Raw genomic sequence first — 17,830 nt, forward strand, 5'->3', positions numbered from 1 at the left:
TATGTTATTTCTTTATTTTAAAAACTAATACTAATATTTCTGCCACCGCTTTATACATATCAGCTGGAATTTCCTGATCCAATTCCACATCCTTGAACATAAGCCGAGCTAAAGGTTTATTTTCTATAATTGGTATTTCATTTTCAATAGCTCTTTCCTTAATTTTCAAAGCTATATTGTCACTTCCCTTAGCCACCACAATTGGAGCTTTCCCGCTATTTTCTTCATATTTTAAAGCAATAGCAATATGCGTTGGATTTGTAATGACAACAGTGGCATCAGGCACTGCCTGCATCATTCTTTTCATTGACATCTCCATATGTTTTTGCTTTCTTTTTCCTTTTATCTTAGGATCTCCCTCTTGTTGCTTGTACTCTTCCTTAATTTCCTGCTTGGTCATCTTAAGATCCTTTGTATGTTGATACTTTTGATATAAAAAATCTAAAGTTCCTATAATTAAGAGCACTATAGTAACCTTAGTAAAGATACTAACCATTAGGTCTCCCATTATTAAAAGTATCTTTCCCATCCTATAATCACTTAGGTTTAGAAGACTATAATAATTATCAATGATAAATTTATATCCTACATATCCAATAATAGACACAATACATAGATTTTTAACCAAATCTACTAATGCTTTTATCGAAAACATTCGCTTAAATCCACTTATTGGATTTATCTTACTAAGCTTTGGTTTTAAAGGTTCCGATGAATTTATAAAACCTGTTTGACCTATGCTTGCTATTACTCCAACAACCATAATTGGTATTGCCACAGGTATAAACACTGTAAAAATAATAATTGCTGACTTTATAAGAATTCCTCTTAAACTTTGAATATTTAATTGAAAACTCATGTAATTTCCAAGATATAACTGCATTCCATCCTTCATTGTATTTATAATAAATCCACTTAAAACTGAAATTATCAATGTTATTGCTAAGAGAGTTATTGCAGCCGATAATTCTTTACTTTTAGCAACCTGTCCCTTTTTCTTTGCATCTTGTAGTTTTTTCGGACTTGGCTTTTCTGTCTTATCTCCACTGTCATTTGAAGCAGAAACTAATATTATAGGCATTATCATAAAAAGTTCTGAAAATATATCTTTAACAGTTCCAAAATTGGAAACTATAATTTTCATAATTATAGGAATGGAAATAGAAAATGTCATAAGGCCTACAAAAATTTTAATTGGCATTCCTAGTATCATAGCATTCAGTTGTGGCATAACCCTCGAAACAAGACCTAATGCTATTTCAGTTATAAGAATTATAACTATTATTGGTAATGCAACCTTAAATCCAATAGTAAAAAATTCAAATATAACATGGATAATATATGTTGCATGATCAGTTGTAAAAATTACTGTTCCTACTGGAACTGCCCTAAAACTATCTATAAGACACTCTATTATAATAAGGTGGCCATCAACTAGCATAAATACTGCAAGACAAGTCCAGTACATTAATCTTCCCATTATTGAGATTGTCTCTCCAGCAACAGGATCAAATAAACTCATCATAGAAAATCCCATGGAAAAGTCCATCATCTGCCCTGCCATTTGTATAACACTAAACATTAAGTTAATAATATATCCTAGTGCTAATCCAATTATCACTTCTTTACCCATTAGAATTATCAGTGTTGCGGTACCTATTGTTTCTGGCAACGCTTCTCTATTAATTAAGGGGGATAAGATAATTGATAAGATAAGTCCAAGTCCAATTTTCATCATACTCGGAGTTCCAGTAGGGAAAAAAGCTGGTACTGTAAAAATTAAGGACGTTATCCTCATAAACACCATTAAAAAACCTATAAACATTAAAATATCTACCAACGCTATCCCACCTAAGCTCCTATATTAGAAATAATTGAAAAAATCCTCTGCGTAAATCCTACTATTGCATTTCCCATAAAACTAGCCATAACAATTCCAACTATGGCTACAGCTATTATTTTAGGTACAAAGGTTAATGTTTGTTCTTGTATTTGAGTTGTGGCTTGAAATATACTTACTAACAGCCCTACTCCTGTTGCCACTAGCAATATTGGCCCAGCCACTACTAGTCCCGTCTTTACCATATCTTGTAGTATTGCAATTACCATAGCCTGTGTCATACTTTTCCACTCCTTTAAAATCCTAAAATTAGGGATTGACTAAGTAAATTCCATCCATCCACTAATACAAATAATAGAAGCTTGAATGGCAGTGCAATCATTGCCGGTGGTAGCATGAACATTCCCATGGACATTAAAACACTGGCGGTTACAATATCTACTAATAAAAAAGGTATAAATATTAAAAATCCTATTTCAAAAGCTGTTCTAAGTTCACTAATAGCAAAAGCTGGCACTATAGCATATAACGGTACATTATCATAATTATATGACTCTACTCCTGCATCATCCTTCTCCACAACTACAGAATCTTGTACATTTCCCGCTTCTAGAAATAGCTTTAAATCCTTAACTCTGGTTTGCTTTAACATAAAATCCTTCATAGGTTTTATTCCAACTTTCATAGCCTCATCCATGGTTATTTCTTCATTAACATATGGCTTTACTGCTTTTTCATTAATTTCTGTAAAGGTAGGTGCCATTACAAAGAAAGTTAGAAATAAAGCTAGTCCAACTGTAATCTGCCTAGGTATAGACTGTGCTGCACCTATTGCATTTTTAAAAAAGGATAATACTGTAACAATTCTCACAAATCCTGTAGTTAGTATAAGAATTGATGGAAGTACTGTGAGGACTGTCAACACCATCATTAATTTTATATTCTCAACATACTCCGTAGGTGTTTTTTCTGCTCCATCCCCAAATGATATATTAATATCAGGTATAGGTAGAGTATCATTAGTAGCATAAGCTGTCTCACTGCTAATAGAAAGAACACAAAACACCATTAATAATACTATTATAGGTTTAATCAAACCTTGTAATTTAATTTTTTTCATATGTATTATTCCTTTATTTTTAAAATAATATTTCATTTTGAACCTCTGAAATTCTTATTCTTCAAAAATTCTCCAATTGTCATAAATGGCTTTTTTTCATCCATTATAGTGTTTTTATAGGTATTAACCTCTGCCAGCTCAATTTCTCTTACTATATCTATCTTCCCCTGAGCAGAGGTTACTAGATAAAACTTTTCTCCAATTCTAACAATCAATAATGAATTGTCTTTACTAACTTGGAGCCTTTCCACTATCTTCATAGTAGCTGTTCTACCACTACCATTAAATTTTTCTGTTACCTTCCCTAACCACAATATTAATCCTATTACCATAGGAAAAAATATTAATATCTTTATCAAAGTAATACCAAATTGTCCACTCATATCACTTCACCTATTGAACTATAATAGATGAGAAGTAAACATTTAGTATTTTCCCTTTGTTCAATCTTTCATTAACTCCAGCTATTATTTGTTGTTTTAAAATTGCCTCACCCTCTGGTGTGAATTCTGTTGATTTTTTAGTTCTTAATATCTTGTTAATAGCATCTCTGATCTGTGGAATTTTTGCTTTCAGCTCCACTTGAAGTTCTTTATTAGCTATATCTGAACCTAAATCCATATCAATCTTTAAATACTTAGATTTTCCTTCATCGCTTAAATTTACCAAAAACTCTTCTAACTCTAAATTAAATTCATCAACAACTTTGCCATCGGTGCTTTCAACTTCACTCTTAGGTGAATTTTTTGTAGCCGTCACATACCCTATAAACACAGCTCCACTTACAAGTGAAAATACTAATATTGTAGCTAATATGGCTATAATAACCTTAGAATTCCCCTTATTTTCTTTATTTACTTCTTTGATTTTACTATTCTTACTCATTTGCCTGCTCCTTCATATTACTTACAACTATAATATTAACCCTTCTATTTTTAGCTCTATTTTCAGCTGTATCATTAGGTGCTATAGGTTTAAACTCTCCACACCCCTGAGCGGAAAATCTATGTGGATTTAATACCTTCTTAGCATCTAAGAAATAGTCTAGTACACTAAGGGCTCTAGCTGACGATAAATGCCAGTTGTTCGGCATAGCACTTGTATTAATTGGTAGATTGTCTGTATGTCCTTCAATTATTATCTCATTATTAACTTTGACTAAAATATCAGCAACTTTATCAAGTACAGCTTTACTTTCAGTCTTTAAATCTGCCTTTCCAGTATCAAATAGCACTGAATCCTTAAGTTGTATATTAAGCCCTCTATCATCCTGATAAATTTGCACGTCATCCTCTAATTGATTTTCTTTAATATAGGTTAGTACGTCCTCCAAAATATCCTGATTTTCATTTTGAGTGGCTTCATCCATGCTAACTTCAGGTTTTCCAACTATAGGCACATCTCCAGTAAGCATATTAAATTCTAATATAGATTTATCCGCGCTACCACTAAATGCACTTTGCATAGCAACTGCTATTTGTTGAAATTTTTGTGAATCTACCGTTGACATTGAGTATAACAAAACAAAGAATGTTAACAATAACGTAACTGTATCTGCATATGTAGCAAGCCAACCATCCGTTTTTATCTCTTTATCTGCCATAATTATTCACCTAATCCTTGGTTATTTATAGCATCTATATACTTAACTCTATCCTTTGGTGATAAATATACAACCATCTTATCCTCTATTATCCTTGGATTTACACCTGATTGAATTGATAAAACCCCTTCAATCATCATTTCCATTCTGTTTGTTTCTTTAGATGTCTTATACTTTAATTTCCCTGCTATAGGAATTACAACCAAGTTTGCAAGTACTGATCCATAAAATGTTGTAATCAGGGCTTTTCCCATACCTGATGCAAGATTTGCTGAATCTGATAAATTTGCAAGCATCTGTATCAGTCCAATTAATGTTCCTACCATTCCCATGGCTGGAGCATAGGCTCCCCAAGTTAAAAACATAGATGCCGCATCCTCATGCCTTTGCTCTAATTGTTTAATTTCTAGTGTCATAATTTCCCTTATAGATTCCGGCTCTATACCATCTACTATCATATTTAAAGCCTTTTTCACAAAATCATTTTCAATTTGCTGTATCTCATCCTCTAATGAAAGTAATCCATCTCTTCTAGCCTTCTTTGAAAGATTTACAAACATTGTTACATTCTCAACATCTGATGTCGCATCAGCCTTAAACACTTGAGCTGCAACCTTCATAAATCTTTTAATTTCATCTATAGGATAAGCAATTAAAAGAGCCCCAAAGGAACATCCAACCGTTATCGCTATTGATGGTGGATCAAAAAACAGCATCAGACTACTTCCCCCAGCCATCATTCCCCATATTATAAGGAGAATCGTACTAATAAATCCTATCAGCGTTAGCATATCATTCTTCTTCATGACTTTCCTCCAAGCACACATTGGTCCAATACATTTTCTTAAACTCTATAATTCTCTTTAAAATTTCCTTTGATGTCTCTTTAACCAAATATTTTTTTCCATTCATCAAAGTGATTACCGTTTCAGGAATTTCCTCAATTTTTTCTATATGATTACTATTTAGAATAAATTTTGTCCCCTTTAATGGATTAACTTCTATCATATCTACACCTGCCTCTTAATTTAAAATTAAAAATGTAGAATTTAAAATTAAGGATAAAATTGAAGATTAATTAAAAATTTAAAATGCAAAATTTAGTATAAAATTCCTTTGGGATTTTGAACTAAAATTCTTAATTCTTAATTTATAATTTATAATCTCAAAAATATTTCATCCCTAATTCATAATTCATAATTCATAATTTTTAATTTATAATTAAAAACCTATCTCTTTAAGTTAACAAGTTCTTGTAATATTTCATCTGCTGTAGTTATTATCTTTCCACAAGCCTGGAATGAACGAGTTGCAACTATCATATCTGTAAATTGTGCAGACAAATCTACGTTAGACATTTCAAGGAATCCGTTTAATATATCTCCATATGCCTTACCATTATCAGTTCTATCCCCACCATAACTATCTAACTTAGCTTCACTAGAATATTTACCAACTCTTGCTAGTGGTGCTCCTGAGTTTGCTGAAGGCGAATACATATTATTACCCTTCTGTTCAAGCCCTTCATTGTTTGTGAAAGATGCCATTGCAACTTGTCCAAGTATTGTAGTACTTCCATCTGCAAGTACAGCCTTAATCATTCCATCTTTCTCAATAGAGAAACCTTGAACTCTTATTTCTTTAGCTTCTAGTACCTCTGGAACTACTGGCTTACCATCAGCCCCAACTTTAGGTACCATTTTAGTAACAGTCTCTGGTATTATTAATGGTACAAGTTTATTTTGAACTGCATCTAATGTTTTTGACTCTCCATCAACATAATTTGCTACTCCATTTAATGGAGATGTACCTTTTCCATCACCTACTTGATATCCCATGATTCTATATCCATTAGCATTAACAAGATTCCCACTACTATCAACTTTAAAAGAACCATCTCTAGTGTAGAAACTTTCCATACTTCCTGAAGACATACTTTGATCATTTGACACATCAATACTTCCATTCTCCGGCCCTTTAGCTACTATAAAATATCCAGTTCCATCTACTGCTGCATCATATGGTCTTCCTGTTGGTTGTAAACTTCCTTGTGCCATGTTTGTAACTATACTTTGTATTGAAACTCCCATACCAACCCTCGAGGAGTTAACACCTCCACTATTTAACCCTGGTCCTGATGCTCTTTTATATCCTTGATACATACTATCTTGAAATGTAACTGATGATGATTTAAAAGAAGTTGTTCCTGAGTTTGCAATATTATTACCAATTACATCTAGTTTTTTCTGATTTGCACCTAATCCCGATATTCCTGAATACATTGAATTTAACATATTTTACATTCCTCCATTTTTTTAATATAAAATTGTAAATTTAGAATTATAATAATTGTAGAAACTCAAACTGAGTTTTAAAGGTTTTCTAAATCCACCTAGATTTTTAACTTTTGTTTTTAAATTCGAAACAATTTATAAATCTCCAACTTTTAAATTATAATTTTTAATTTATAATTTATAATTTTAAATTTACTTAACTCCAATTACGTCATTAAATAAGTAATCTTTAATTTCAGTTTTACCATCAATCTCTACTTCCACCTTAAGTTTAATACCTTGGGCATCTCTGAACACCTCTACAACCTTACCAGTAATCGTCTTAGGAGGTTTCGGCTTTTCTTCCGTTCCACCTTCTGCTGGTGGTTTTTCTTCTGTTCCGCCCTCGCCTTCTGGTTTCTCCACAGATGGCTTATCTTCTGATGGATCTGGTGGCAATGCAATTTCAACATTTTTACCTATTAATGTAATAGCATTAGAGAAGGTTAAATTGTCCATATTGGGATCAACAGAATCAATAACATCCGTAACTTGGCTGTATCCATAATCAGTAAGTTTACCATCAAGACCTTCAACTGTTACATATACGTCAGTACCATGTTTATAAACAGCTCTAACTACACCACACTGAGGCATTCCATTTTTATCCATAACATCTAGAGCTACAAATTTTCCTGTTAAATTTTGGGCTGCTGATAGTGTCATTGTAGTATTTAATCCTGACATCTGTTCTAAGCTTGAAAATTGAGCTAGTTGAGATATATACGCTGTTGTATCCTGTGGCTTTGTTGGATCTTGATTTGCAAGCTCCGCTGCTAAGATTTTGAAAAAAGCGTTTTTATCAAGATCTGAACCTGGTTTTACTATTGGAGTTCCGTTTGGTGTTTTATTGTATTTTTCTACATTGTTATAAGCTGATATCGCCATTCTCTCATCTCCTACACTAATAAATTTATTTCATTTCTTGAGTTAATATTAGTTTCCGGTATAACACCTTCAACATTTATATCTTCATCAATTTCTCCATTTTCACTTTTTCTACCATTTCCATTAGATTTATCTCTTTCTCTATTCTGCTGAGCAAAATAGGTTGTGTCATCTTCATATAATCCAATATCTACAGATTGTATCTTAATATCGGTGCTACCAATTTTTTCATTTATATCCTTAAGTCCAAGAGCCAACATATCTACAGCCTCTTTTGATGTAGCCTTTATCATAGCCTTTAAGGTTCCTTGTTCCATACTTACTGAAATAGAAACCTCACCAAGCTCCTTAGGATAAATCTTAACAGTTAAATCTTTTATACCATTCTTGTCCATATAAGCTAAAGCCTTAATAACATCATTGTTCAAATTACTCTTTGACATAGCTAGTGGCTTCTCATTTGAAACGCCCTCTATATCTAAAATATTATTTTCAAATACAGCCATAAAGTCAGCCACCCTTGTAACCTTTGATTCTTTTTCATTTCCATTTATAACCTTGCTTAAAATTTGCGATTCCTTTGAGAACTCATCTTTTTTGCTAGTATTATCTTGATTACTATTTTTCTCAGCACTGTTTTGACTTTCTTCATTATTTGCATTTAAAATTTTAGATGTATTATCCAAATTACTTACTTTATCATTTTTAGGAACTATTTCATTTTCCTTATTCTGGCTTAACTTTATAAGCTGTTGAAGCTTATTAATCAAATCACCATTTTCATCTTCACTAGTTCCTTCAAGTAACCCCTTAATTAATGCACTGTTATTTTCTAAAAATTCTTCATCATTACAGATTGAATTCATTAAATTTAAGAAACTTTCCTTAGATTCAACGCTTTCAGACATTTCTTTAAGCAACCCCATTAAATTATCTGTAACCTTACCATCACCTAAAAGTTCACTTAGATATTTTAAATCTAAATTTCCCTGACTATATATTTGAGTTTTCAATTCCTCTTCAGTAATATTTGGCCTCATACCATCTTTTGTAGTATTCATCAATGATATAAGAATATCAATTAAGGATTTTAAACTCTCCTTTTCATCTATCTTATCCTCATCTAACTCCTTATTGTCTTTTGGGGTAGCATCTTGATTTTCATTTATGTTTTTATCTTTAATTTTATTATCCTTGTTAACTTTTTGAAGTTCCTTAGAAAATTCACTTTTTTGTACATTACTATCTTTGTCAATTTTACTAATAGAACTTTTATTCTTACTTGTTGTATTTTTTATATTCACATTTACAACTTGTCCTATATCAACCATATACTATCTCCTTCCACTCTGACGTAAAAATCCATATAGTGCAAATTCATCATTAAGAAGTTGTTCTACTCTATTTTCTTCTTTTATGAACTGTGCCTTGTCCTTCTCTTTTAAAATCCCTACAATTTTCTTATCAACTTGGGCCGCGACTAAATCTTTTCTTGTTATTTCCACATCTTCTTCACGAGTTTTAAGCTTTTCCTTAGTGATTTCAATTGTTCCGTTTAGTAGATTCAAATAGTGGTGTTGTATTTTTCTTTCACTAGTGCTCATATTATTTTTCACACTTGAATACCTTTGAAAATTATCCTCTAGGTTTATCAGTTCATCTTCTAACTTTTTCTTATTTCTCAAGGCTTCCATAAAAATAATCTTTTTATTATCTTCCTCTTTTTCACGTATATCCAATAATCTTTGTAATTTGAATTTGTAACCTTCCCCCAAAATTTCACCACCTTTAATTAAACATATTTACAAGAACATTTTTTGTTTCCTCAAAATCACTGCTTTCCTGTATATTTTGAGTTAAAAATTCATTTATATTATCAATATAATTAATTGCCATATCAATTTTTTCGTTGCTTCCCTTAACATAGGCTCCAAGGTTTATTAAATCCTCTGCCTCCTTAAAAGAGGCCATCAAATCCCTTGCCACTGATGCTGCTCTCTTATGTTCCTCTTCACCAATTTCAGGCATAAGTCTAGATATGCTTTTCAGTACATCTATAGCTGGATAATGATTCTTTATTGCTAAATCACGGCTTAGTACAATGTGTCCATCTAAAATACCTCTAACAGCATCTGCAATAGGTTCATTGAAATCATCCCCATCTACCAGAACTGTATAAAATGCAGTAATAGAACCTTTATCTGACATTCCACTTCTCTCTAAAAGTTTTGGTAACATTGCAAATACCGAAGGTGTATACCCCTTTGTAGCTGGTGGTTCTCCTATGGCAAGCCCAATTTCCCTCTGAGCCATAGCAAAACGAGTCACTGAATCCATCATTAAAATAACTTTAAGACCTTTATCTCTAAAGTATTCTGCAATTGCTGTAGCTGTAAAAGCTCCTTTAAGTCTAACTAAAGCTGGCTGATCCGAAGTGGCACATACCACTACTGATTTTTTTAAGCCCTCAGGTCCCAAATCCTTTTCAATAAAATCTAAGACCTCCCTGCCCCTCTCACCAATTAAAGATATAACATTAACATCTGCCTTTGCTTCTCTAGCAATCATTCCAAGAGTTGTACTTTTACCAACTCCCGAACCTGCAAATATACCTATCCTCTGACCTTCGCCACATGTTAAGAATCCATCTATAGCTCGTACTCCCGTTGGTAGCACATCCTTAATTCTTCTTCTTTTTAAGGGATCAGGTGGCATTGCCTCAAGAGGATAGTTTCTGTATAATGTAATTTCTTTATCGTCCAATGGATTTCCAACCCCATCTAGTATTTTCCCTAGAAGTTCATCTGAACATTTTATACTAAGTTGTTTACCAGTTCTAATAACCTTACACCCTGGTGAAATCCCACCTATATTTCCAAGAGGCATAAGCATTAAACTATCATCCTTAAACCCAACGACTTCAGATACTATACAATTATTTTCTTCATTGTATATATGAAATATTTCACCTACAAACCCCTTAACTCCCTTAACCTCTATGGTAAGTCCAATTATATTTTTCACTACACCTTCCATATGATTAAAGTTAGTTTTTCTTATTTTACTATACATTTCATCAACATCAATACTAATCATAATTCTACTTCCCTTTATACTTCCATAAGGATTTCTCTTAATTTTTCTATGCTATTATTAATAGTAAAGGATGTTTTTCCATGGTCTTTTTCCACTACCAATGTTCCTTCCTCAAGGAAATTATCCTGTAGTATAATAACTTCCCCTCTAATGCCTAAATTATGTGTGAAATCTTTTATTATACTTTCTAACTCTTCCACATAGGTAGGTGATACTCTTATAATAATTATCTTGGCATTTTTTTCTTCTGATAACATTGTATATAAAAGCTTATTTAGAGCTTCCGGGTTCTCAAGTTCCTTCTTAAGCATAGTCTCCACAGATTTTACGATGATATCTCTAATCTCCATTTCCTTTGCTTTAAGGTACTTATCATACTCTTCCTTAGCTTGATATAATATGAAATTCGCATTCCTTATTATCTCCTCATTTTTTTGCAACCCCTCTTCATAAGCTTTTCTATACCCCTCATCAGATCCTACCTGATAACCTTCTTCATATCCTTGTTTAAATCCAGCTTCCTTAGCCTCATAAAGACTTTTACTAATATCCTCTTCAGCCCTTAAAAACTTTTCTTCTATTTCCTTATGAGTATTTTCAATAAGGTCTTCACATTGTTTTTTTACTTCAGCATAATTACCTTCATATTCCTCAGCAACTTCTTCACTATCACTATTACAATTACAAATGAAATTTATTGGAAAACTTGAATCTATCTCTTTATTCCCTACTTCACAAACATTAACACTTTTGATTACTCTATAAGATGAGTGCATCTTCTCCACCTCTTGAAATTGTTATTTCTCCAGCTTCGTCTAGTCGTCTAATTAAACCAACAATTTTTTGTTGTGCCTTTTCAACATCCATAAGTCTTACTGGTCCTAAGAATTCCATATCTTCCTTTAAAGTAGACGCTGCACGTTTTGAAAGGTTTCTTGATATTGTATCTATTACATTCTCAGAAGTACCCTTAAGTGCCATACATAATTCTTTATTATCAACCTCACGTAAAATTCTTTGAATCTCCACATCATTAATAGTGATAATATCTTCAAATACAAACATAGATTCCTTAATTTTATCTGCAAGTTCCATATCTTCTTTTTCAAGACCTTCTGTAATATTTTTCTCAGTTGTTCTATCAACTTGATTAAGTATATTAACAAGGGATTGAATTCCCCCGATAACATTGCTCTCACTAGTTACAACGGAAGATAATTTATTATTTAAAACTTCTTCAATCTCCTTAACTACCACTGGATAAATATTACTCATGGTAGCAACTCTATACGCTACATCACTTTGAAGTTCTGGTGGAAGAGCAGATAATATCTGCCCCCCTTTATCAGGTTGAAGGTGACAAAGAATTAATGCTATTGTTTGAGGATGTTCCCCCGAAATAACATTCATTAGCTGAGTTGCATCAGCCTTCCTAGCAATTGAAAATGGTCTAAACTGCTGTGAAAACTCTGTAACCCTATCTAAAATATCATTGGCCTTCTGCATTCCTAAAGCCTTCGATAGAACGCTTCTAGCGTACTCTACTCCACCCTCTAAAATATATTCCTTAGCCTTATTACTTGCCATAAATTCATCTAGAACTGCTTGTCTTTCTTCAGCGCTAACTGACGCCATATTCGCAATTTCATAGGTTATTTTTTGAATATCATTTTCTGGTAATCTTTTAATTATCCCAGCAGATGCATCTGGCCCTAAAGAAATAAATAGTATTGCCGCCTTTTGAATCCCTGTAAATCTTTCTGTCTTAGCCATTACTATCTCCTTTCTTCTTCGTTAAGCCATGATTTTATTATCTCCGCAACCTGCTCTGGCTTCTTCTCTGCGTATTTCTTAACTTCTTTCATTACCTTTTCTTTTTCAGTTTCTACATCTAAATTTAAACTCTTGTATAAATCAGCCGCAGTTTCCAACTGTTGATTTCCAATAGTAACATCTAACCTATCCACAGCTTCTTCATCCTCTTCTTCATCTTTAACCTTCTTACTTCTTACCATAAGGATAGTTACTATAATTAATATAAGTCCAACAACTGCCCCCACCGTAAGTGCAATTAATTTATTTCTCTTAGCTTTTAACTCTGCCGCCTTCATAGCCTCAATTTCTTTTTCAGCCTGTGATTTATAGTCCTCATTAAAGTTTAGTCCCTCAACAGATATTCCATCACCTCTGGCTTCACTGTACCCAATGGCATCTGCAACTAAATTTTTCACAGTACTCTTTGTAATGTTATCTAATTCACCATTTATAACCACTGATACTGTTACTCTATCCAGTTGACCTGGAGCCTTTACAACAGTCTCTTCTGTTTTAGAATTGTTATAATTTTTTGTTTCTTCAAATCTACCATTTCCAGTAGTAGCAGTTTCTTCCCCTTGAGTATTGTTCATATTATTATCAACAGTACTTCCTGAGGTATTCCCCTCATCTCCCAAGGTATCCTTAATTGTATGTTCACTAACGATAACATTTTTATCCTTATCATAAATCACATTATTCTGTTTTACAGCATCAAAATTTAACTCTGTATTTACTGACACCTTTACATTATCTTTGTAAATAGGTTCTAATACATTTAAAATTTTACTCTCATACTCTTTTTCTAACTTTCTAGTTGACGCAATCTGTTTTTCCGTGCTTGCAGATTGAGAACCGCCATCCTTATCAAATAATCCCTCTGTAAGTAGCGTTAAATTATCAGATACAATAGTAACTGACTCTTTATCTAAGTTCTCTACACTCCCTGTAACTAAATACACTATAGCCTTAACTTGTTCTTGAGAGAGTTCACTTCCTGGCACGAGTTTTAATGTTACTGATGCACTAGCCGGTGAAGGTTTTGTTATAAATGCTGAATTATTAGGTAAAACTAGGTTTACCTTAACAGCCTCAACCTCTTCAAAGGATTTTATAGTTCTTTCAAGCTCACCCGAAATAGCCCTTTGGTACATAATTCTAGACTCTTCATCCGTAGGTGCAATTTTTCCTTCATCAAAAATTTCAAACCCCTGACTTCCTTCAGTAATTTTCACCTCTGAAAGCATTTCCATCCTAAGTTTATCAACTTGAGATTTTTCAACTAAAATAGATTTTCCTTCTATTTTATATTTAACACCCTTACCATTCAAATTTTCTATAATTCTTCCCGAATCTTGAGAATCCATATTTGAAAATAGGACTGTATACTTAGGTACTAATGATATGTAAAGTAATATTCCTATAGCTAATATCGCCACTACAATAATAATTGATAAAGCTACCCTCTTCTTCTTAGACATAGCATTCCACTTATCTTTTAGCTTTTTCATTAACTCCGATAGCTTGTTCATTTAATTCTTCCTCCCACTATACTTGCATATTATTAAATTCCTTATAAGCATCAACCAGCTTATTTCTAACTTGAATAGCAAGCTCTAATGATAAGGATGCTTCTTCTCTAGCTAACATAACTTCATGAATACTTTTCTCACCATTAATATATCCTTTAATATTATTATCAGCATTTATCTGTTTATCATTTACCTTCTGCAATTCTTCCTTCATAGCCGCTGCAAATCCTATTCCTGAAGATTCCTGTTCTACCTTTTTTTCATCGGAGGTTCTCATTGATCCATATATTTCTTTTAAGTCTTCCTTGAAAATCATCGTACTTGGCATATAACTATTAATCATAAAGTATTACTCCCATCTCTCTATTTACCTATCTCTAGGCTTTTCATAAACATACTTTTTTGAGCATTCATAGCATTTATATTTGCTTCATAAGCTCTACTTGAAGCTATAAGTTCTATCATTTCATTTGAAATATTTACATTTGGCATAGTTACAAATCCTTCTACATCAGCATCTGGATGATTTGGGTTATAAACCTTCCTAAGTTCTGATTTATCATCTATAACTCCAACTGATTTTATACCTTGCATTTTCCCCTCTACCTTACCTGTATTTTTATTGTAAGCCTGCTCTAAATTTTCCTGAAACATAGCTATTTTTCTTACATAAGGTTTTCCATCTTTACCTTTTGTAGTTCCAGCATTTACAATATTTGAAGAAATAGTATCCATTCTTAACCTTTCGGCTGAAAGTCCGCTAGCAGAAATTCTTAACCCTCTAAATGCTTCCATTTTTACACACCACCCTTTATAACTTTACTTCTACTATTAAGCTTTCCACTTGCAAATCTCACTAAAGACTCATACATCATAGTATTAGCTGCTTGACTTGTCATTTCCGATTCAATATCCACATTGTTACCATTCTCTCTCATAGACGTATTAGTATCTCTTTTAACTTGAATTTCACCATTTTTAGTACTTATATGCCTTCTGTCATTGGTTTTAAGACCACCTTTGGCAGTATCTTCCATAACTTGTTCGAACGGTACATAATGTCTTTTATAATCTTTAGTATTTACATTTGCAATATTATTGGCAATAGCCTTATTTCCTTCTACTGTTACACTCATAGACTTCTTTATTAGACTATATATTTCATTATTTGTCATATAATTCCTCCTATTGATACTAATTATTATACATTACTATATAATTAGACAAAAACTACTAAATTCCTTCTTTTTTTATACAATTAATTTATTTTTTTATATTTATACATAATTAATTATATATTCCCTGTTTTTATTTGTAAAAAAAAAGCTACTCTAATAAGAGTAGCTTAAATGCTAATTAAAGTGTTTAATATAGAAATATTTCTACAATTCTATTTAAACATTTAAAAACAAAAAGTATAAATTACTCTTTGGCAACTGGCTGGCATGGTATTAAACTTTAGCCCCTATAGCTTTGCGTCCCTAGATTTACCTAGGTTTGCCTATTAAGTTTTATTTCATAACATTTTCGAGTATTCTCAGTATATCTTGTGGAAACTTATTTGATTGAGCCATCATAGCTAAGCCCGATTCAACCAGTATAGAATTTTTGGAATACTCTACCATTTCAAGAGCAATGTCTGAGCTTGTAATTTTAGCTTCAGCGCCTTCTACAGTAGCTACAATTTCATTAGTATATGTGGCTGTAGAATCCATTCTATTTGTAACAGCTCCATATTTGCTTCTTCCAGCATTCAAAGTATTTATAGCTACATCTAATCTCTCTAATCCCTCATCTACTTTTTCAGTACTAATCCTATCTGCTGCATCTTTTCCAAGCCCTAGCCCATCTGCAGTAAGATTAAGAGTTGCGATATCTATCAAATCTTCATCCGTAGCGCCAATTAACAATTTAACTGTATCTCCAGGCTTATTGTTATCTCCCATTAACTTTATTCCATTAATCTCAGTGTTATTAGCAGTATAAGTTATGCTTTCTAAAATAGTATTAATTTCGTTTTGAATAACAGCTCTATCATTTTCTGTATTCACTCCACCTGCTTGGACCATAAGTTCCCTTGCCCTTTGAAGAGATTCACTAATGTTTTGCATCCCACCATCCGCAGTTTGAAGTAAACTCACACTGTCTTGTATATTTCTACTTGCCATCTGAAGCCCTCTAATTTCAAGCTTTAGTTTATCACTTTTAGCCTTAGCATTTGGATCATCCTTATAAGTTTGAACCTTAACACCAGAACTTACAGTTCCATAAGCCTTAGATTGAGCAGCTATATTTTTAGTATAGCTATTGAATATTCTTACTGCTGACATATTTCTACTTAATCTCATATAATCACTCCATAAAATTACTTTTATTAGTATTATCGGTCATAATCACCAATACTTAATATAAAACCAACACATTATACCAGCCAGTTACTCTATATTCATTTCTTAATTACATTATACTTCATCTTTTCCAATAAATCCACATCATTTTAAATAAAGTAACATTTTTCTCTCTTTTAATCGTTACATTTTTTATTTCTTTATATTCACTACCCAAATAAAACCACACTGATTTTATTTTACCAGTGTGGCTTCCTTAACTAGCTCTCTCATATCTCTAGCTTTTTCTTTAAGTTTATTACCCGCATTGCTTAAGATGACTTTCCCAAACCATATTTTCGCATTTTGAGAATCTCCTATCCTTCTATAGATTTCACCAATAAGGTATTTCAAAGAATATATGTTTAAACCATATATAGGAGTACGTTCATTTTCATAAGCAATAAGAAAACCTTGTAATGCCTTTTGGAGAAAAACCTTCTCTTCTTCTTGTTTTTCTAAACTTCTATACATCCATGCAATCTTTAAACAAAGTACAGCCTTAGTACTATCTTTTAATTCACCTACTACTGCATTAAGGAGTGCAAGTTTATAACGTTCAATAGCAATCTCACAATCATAAACTTGTGGGTATTCTTTACCTGTCCATTTATTACTTACCTTTACAAGTATAGTTTCTCGCTTATAGTTTGGTAATTTTAAAAAATCACTTTTCAATGCAGAATATCCACAAATTTGACAAACTAAAACATCATAAAAATATGGATTTATCCCATCGTATATTTTAAATCCATCAGTATCTACATGTTTAACCTTTAGTACATATGCCTTTACCACCCTTGAACTAAAAGTTCTTAAACAAACTGGGCAATCAATTTTTTTATCATAAAGGAGAGTATTTACATCAAATTTAATCTCACTCTTAGAAACTTCTCCTTCATCACACTTATCTTCTTTCTTTAAATATATCTCTAAATCATCTTCATAATTAAATCCTAAGGATTTTAATGAGGAAAAAATATCTTCCATCCTAAATTGCCTCCATATAGCATGTGTTAAATTATGCATGTTAATTATCATTTCATTCTATTTTACTTCAATAAAAATTTTATGTCAAAGAAAATATTAAATCTCATTTATGGATAACTTTCACTTATTGGAATGATTTAGAGAAAAAAATAACTAGACTCTTTAAAATTGTATAAAATGGACCCCTTGTCAAGGACACAATAAAAAAAGGGGTTAAGCAACACTT

21 protein-coding genes and 1 riboswitch are annotated in these 17,830 nt (G+C 32.2%); all 21 genes read right to left on the bottom strand.

Annotated features, from left to right (window positions below; all coding sequences use genetic code 11):
* Positions 1-4: 4 nt before the first annotated feature.
* Positions 5-1,840 carry a fused FliR family export protein/FlhB family type III secretion system protein gene (locus tag RSA29_RS16385; RefSeq protein WP_346944207.1) on the bottom strand — a complete coding sequence of 612 codons (1,836 nt, stop codon included), beginning with the start codon at positions 1,838-1,840 and terminating at the stop codon, positions 5-7.
* An 11-nt stretch (positions 1,841-1,851) separates the two neighbouring features.
* On the bottom strand, positions 1,852-2,121 hold the full coding sequence (locus RSA29_RS16390) for a flagellar biosynthetic protein FliQ (protein WP_346932640.1): 270 nt from the start codon (positions 2,119-2,121) through the stop codon (positions 1,852-1,854).
* Between the two features lie 14 nt (positions 2,122-2,135).
* Positions 2,136-2,909, bottom strand: coding sequence for a flagellar type III secretion system pore protein FliP (gene fliP, locus RSA29_RS16395; RefSeq protein WP_346944214.1), 774 nt, complete (start codon positions 2,907-2,909; stop codon positions 2,136-2,138).
* An 83-nt stretch (positions 2,910-2,992) separates the two neighbouring features.
* On the bottom strand, positions 2,993-3,343 hold the full coding sequence (locus RSA29_RS16400; protein WP_346944206.1) for a flagellar biosynthetic protein FliO: 351 nt from the start codon (positions 3,341-3,343) through the stop codon (positions 2,993-2,995).
* A 10-nt stretch (positions 3,344-3,353) separates the two neighbouring features.
* Complete coding sequence (locus tag RSA29_RS16405; RefSeq protein WP_346932638.1) at positions 3,354-3,845, bottom strand: flagellar basal body-associated FliL family protein; 492 nt, start codon at positions 3,843-3,845, stop codon at positions 3,354-3,356.
* A complete protein-coding gene (locus tag RSA29_RS16410) occupies positions 3,838-4,563 on the bottom strand; it encodes an OmpA family protein (protein ID WP_346944205.1) in 726 nt (241 codons plus the stop codon). Before RSA29_RS16410 ends, RSA29_RS16405 begins: the two co-directional genes overlap by 8 nt.
* 2 nt (positions 4,564-4,565) lie before the next feature.
* Entirely contained in the window at positions 4,566-5,369 is an 804-nt protein-coding gene (locus RSA29_RS16415) for a motility protein A (RefSeq protein WP_346944204.1), read from the bottom strand.
* Positions 5,356-5,571, bottom strand: a complete 216-nt coding sequence (locus tag RSA29_RS16420) for a flagellar FlbD family protein (protein WP_346932635.1) — start codon at positions 5,569-5,571, stop codon at positions 5,356-5,358. The genes RSA29_RS16415 and RSA29_RS16420 overlap by 14 nt, the downstream gene beginning before the upstream one ends.
* 221 nt (positions 5,572-5,792) lie before the next feature.
* Positions 5,793-6,857, bottom strand: a complete 1,065-nt coding sequence (locus RSA29_RS16425) for a flagellar hook-basal body complex protein (RefSeq protein WP_346932634.1) — start codon at positions 6,855-6,857, stop codon at positions 5,793-5,795.
* A gap of 192 nt (positions 6,858-7,049) precedes the next feature.
* Complete coding sequence (locus RSA29_RS16430) at positions 7,050-7,784, bottom strand: flagellar hook capping FlgD N-terminal domain-containing protein (RefSeq protein ID WP_346944203.1); 735 nt, start codon at positions 7,782-7,784, stop codon at positions 7,050-7,052.
* 11 nt (positions 7,785-7,795) lie between these two features.
* Positions 7,796-9,115 (bottom strand): flagellar hook-length control protein FliK, encoded by a 1,320-nt coding sequence (locus RSA29_RS16435; protein WP_346944202.1) that lies wholly within the window; start codon positions 9,113-9,115, stop codon positions 7,796-7,798.
* Positions 9,116-9,118: 3 nt separating this feature from the next.
* The gene (gene fliJ / locus RSA29_RS16440) at positions 9,119-9,559 is read right to left on the bottom strand and encodes a flagellar export protein FliJ (protein ID WP_346944201.1); all 441 of its coding nucleotides are present in this window, start codon (positions 9,557-9,559) and stop codon (positions 9,119-9,121) included.
* A 13-nt stretch (positions 9,560-9,572) separates the two neighbouring features.
* On the bottom strand, positions 9,573-10,880 hold the full coding sequence (gene fliI, locus RSA29_RS16445) for a flagellar protein export ATPase FliI (protein WP_346944200.1): 1,308 nt from the start codon (positions 10,878-10,880) through the stop codon (positions 9,573-9,575).
* 14 nt (positions 10,881-10,894) lie between these two features.
* On the bottom strand, positions 10,895-11,656 hold the full coding sequence (locus tag RSA29_RS16450) for a FliH/SctL family protein (protein ID WP_346944199.1): 762 nt from the start codon (positions 11,654-11,656) through the stop codon (positions 10,895-10,897).
* Complete coding sequence (gene fliG / locus RSA29_RS16455; protein WP_346932628.1) at positions 11,640-12,653, bottom strand: flagellar motor switch protein FliG; 1,014 nt, start codon at positions 12,651-12,653, stop codon at positions 11,640-11,642. The genes RSA29_RS16450 and fliG overlap by 17 nt, the downstream gene beginning before the upstream one ends.
* A gap of 2 nt (positions 12,654-12,655) precedes the next feature.
* The gene (gene fliF / locus RSA29_RS16460) at positions 12,656-14,227 is read right to left on the bottom strand and encodes a flagellar basal-body MS-ring/collar protein FliF (protein ID WP_346944198.1); all 1,572 of its coding nucleotides are present in this window, start codon (positions 14,225-14,227) and stop codon (positions 12,656-12,658) included.
* 16 nt (positions 14,228-14,243) lie between these two features.
* Positions 14,244-14,570 (bottom strand): flagellar hook-basal body complex protein FliE, encoded by a 327-nt coding sequence (gene fliE, locus RSA29_RS16465; RefSeq protein WP_346944197.1) that lies wholly within the window; start codon positions 14,568-14,570, stop codon positions 14,244-14,246.
* Positions 14,571-14,590: 20 nt separating this feature from the next.
* Positions 14,591-15,022 (bottom strand): flagellar basal body rod protein FlgC, encoded by a 432-nt coding sequence (flgC, locus tag RSA29_RS16470; RefSeq protein ID WP_346944196.1) that lies wholly within the window; start codon positions 15,020-15,022, stop codon positions 14,591-14,593.
* Between the two features lie 2 nt (positions 15,023-15,024).
* Positions 15,025-15,402: a flagellar basal body rod protein FlgB gene (flgB, locus tag RSA29_RS16475; RefSeq protein ID WP_346932624.1), complete on the bottom strand. Its 378-nt coding sequence runs from the start codon at positions 15,400-15,402 to the stop codon at positions 15,025-15,027.
* A 253-nt stretch (positions 15,403-15,655) separates the two neighbouring features.
* Positions 15,656-15,739, bottom strand: a riboswitch (cyclic di-GMP riboswitch).
* On the bottom strand, positions 15,739-16,575 hold the full coding sequence (locus RSA29_RS16480) for a flagellin (RefSeq protein ID WP_346944195.1): 837 nt from the start codon (positions 16,573-16,575) through the stop codon (positions 15,739-15,741). It overlaps the preceding riboswitch by 1 nt.
* Positions 16,576-16,809: 234 nt before the next feature.
* Positions 16,810-17,604 carry a DUF2225 domain-containing protein gene (locus RSA29_RS16485; protein ID WP_346944194.1) on the bottom strand — a complete coding sequence of 265 codons (795 nt, stop codon included), beginning with the start codon at positions 17,602-17,604 and terminating at the stop codon, positions 16,810-16,812.
* Positions 17,605-17,830: the final 226 nt, after the last annotated feature.

This window comes from Clostridium sp. (genome assembly GCF_036660475.1).
Classification (GTDB): domain Bacteria; phylum Bacillota; class Clostridia; order Clostridiales; family Clostridiaceae; genus Clostridium_J.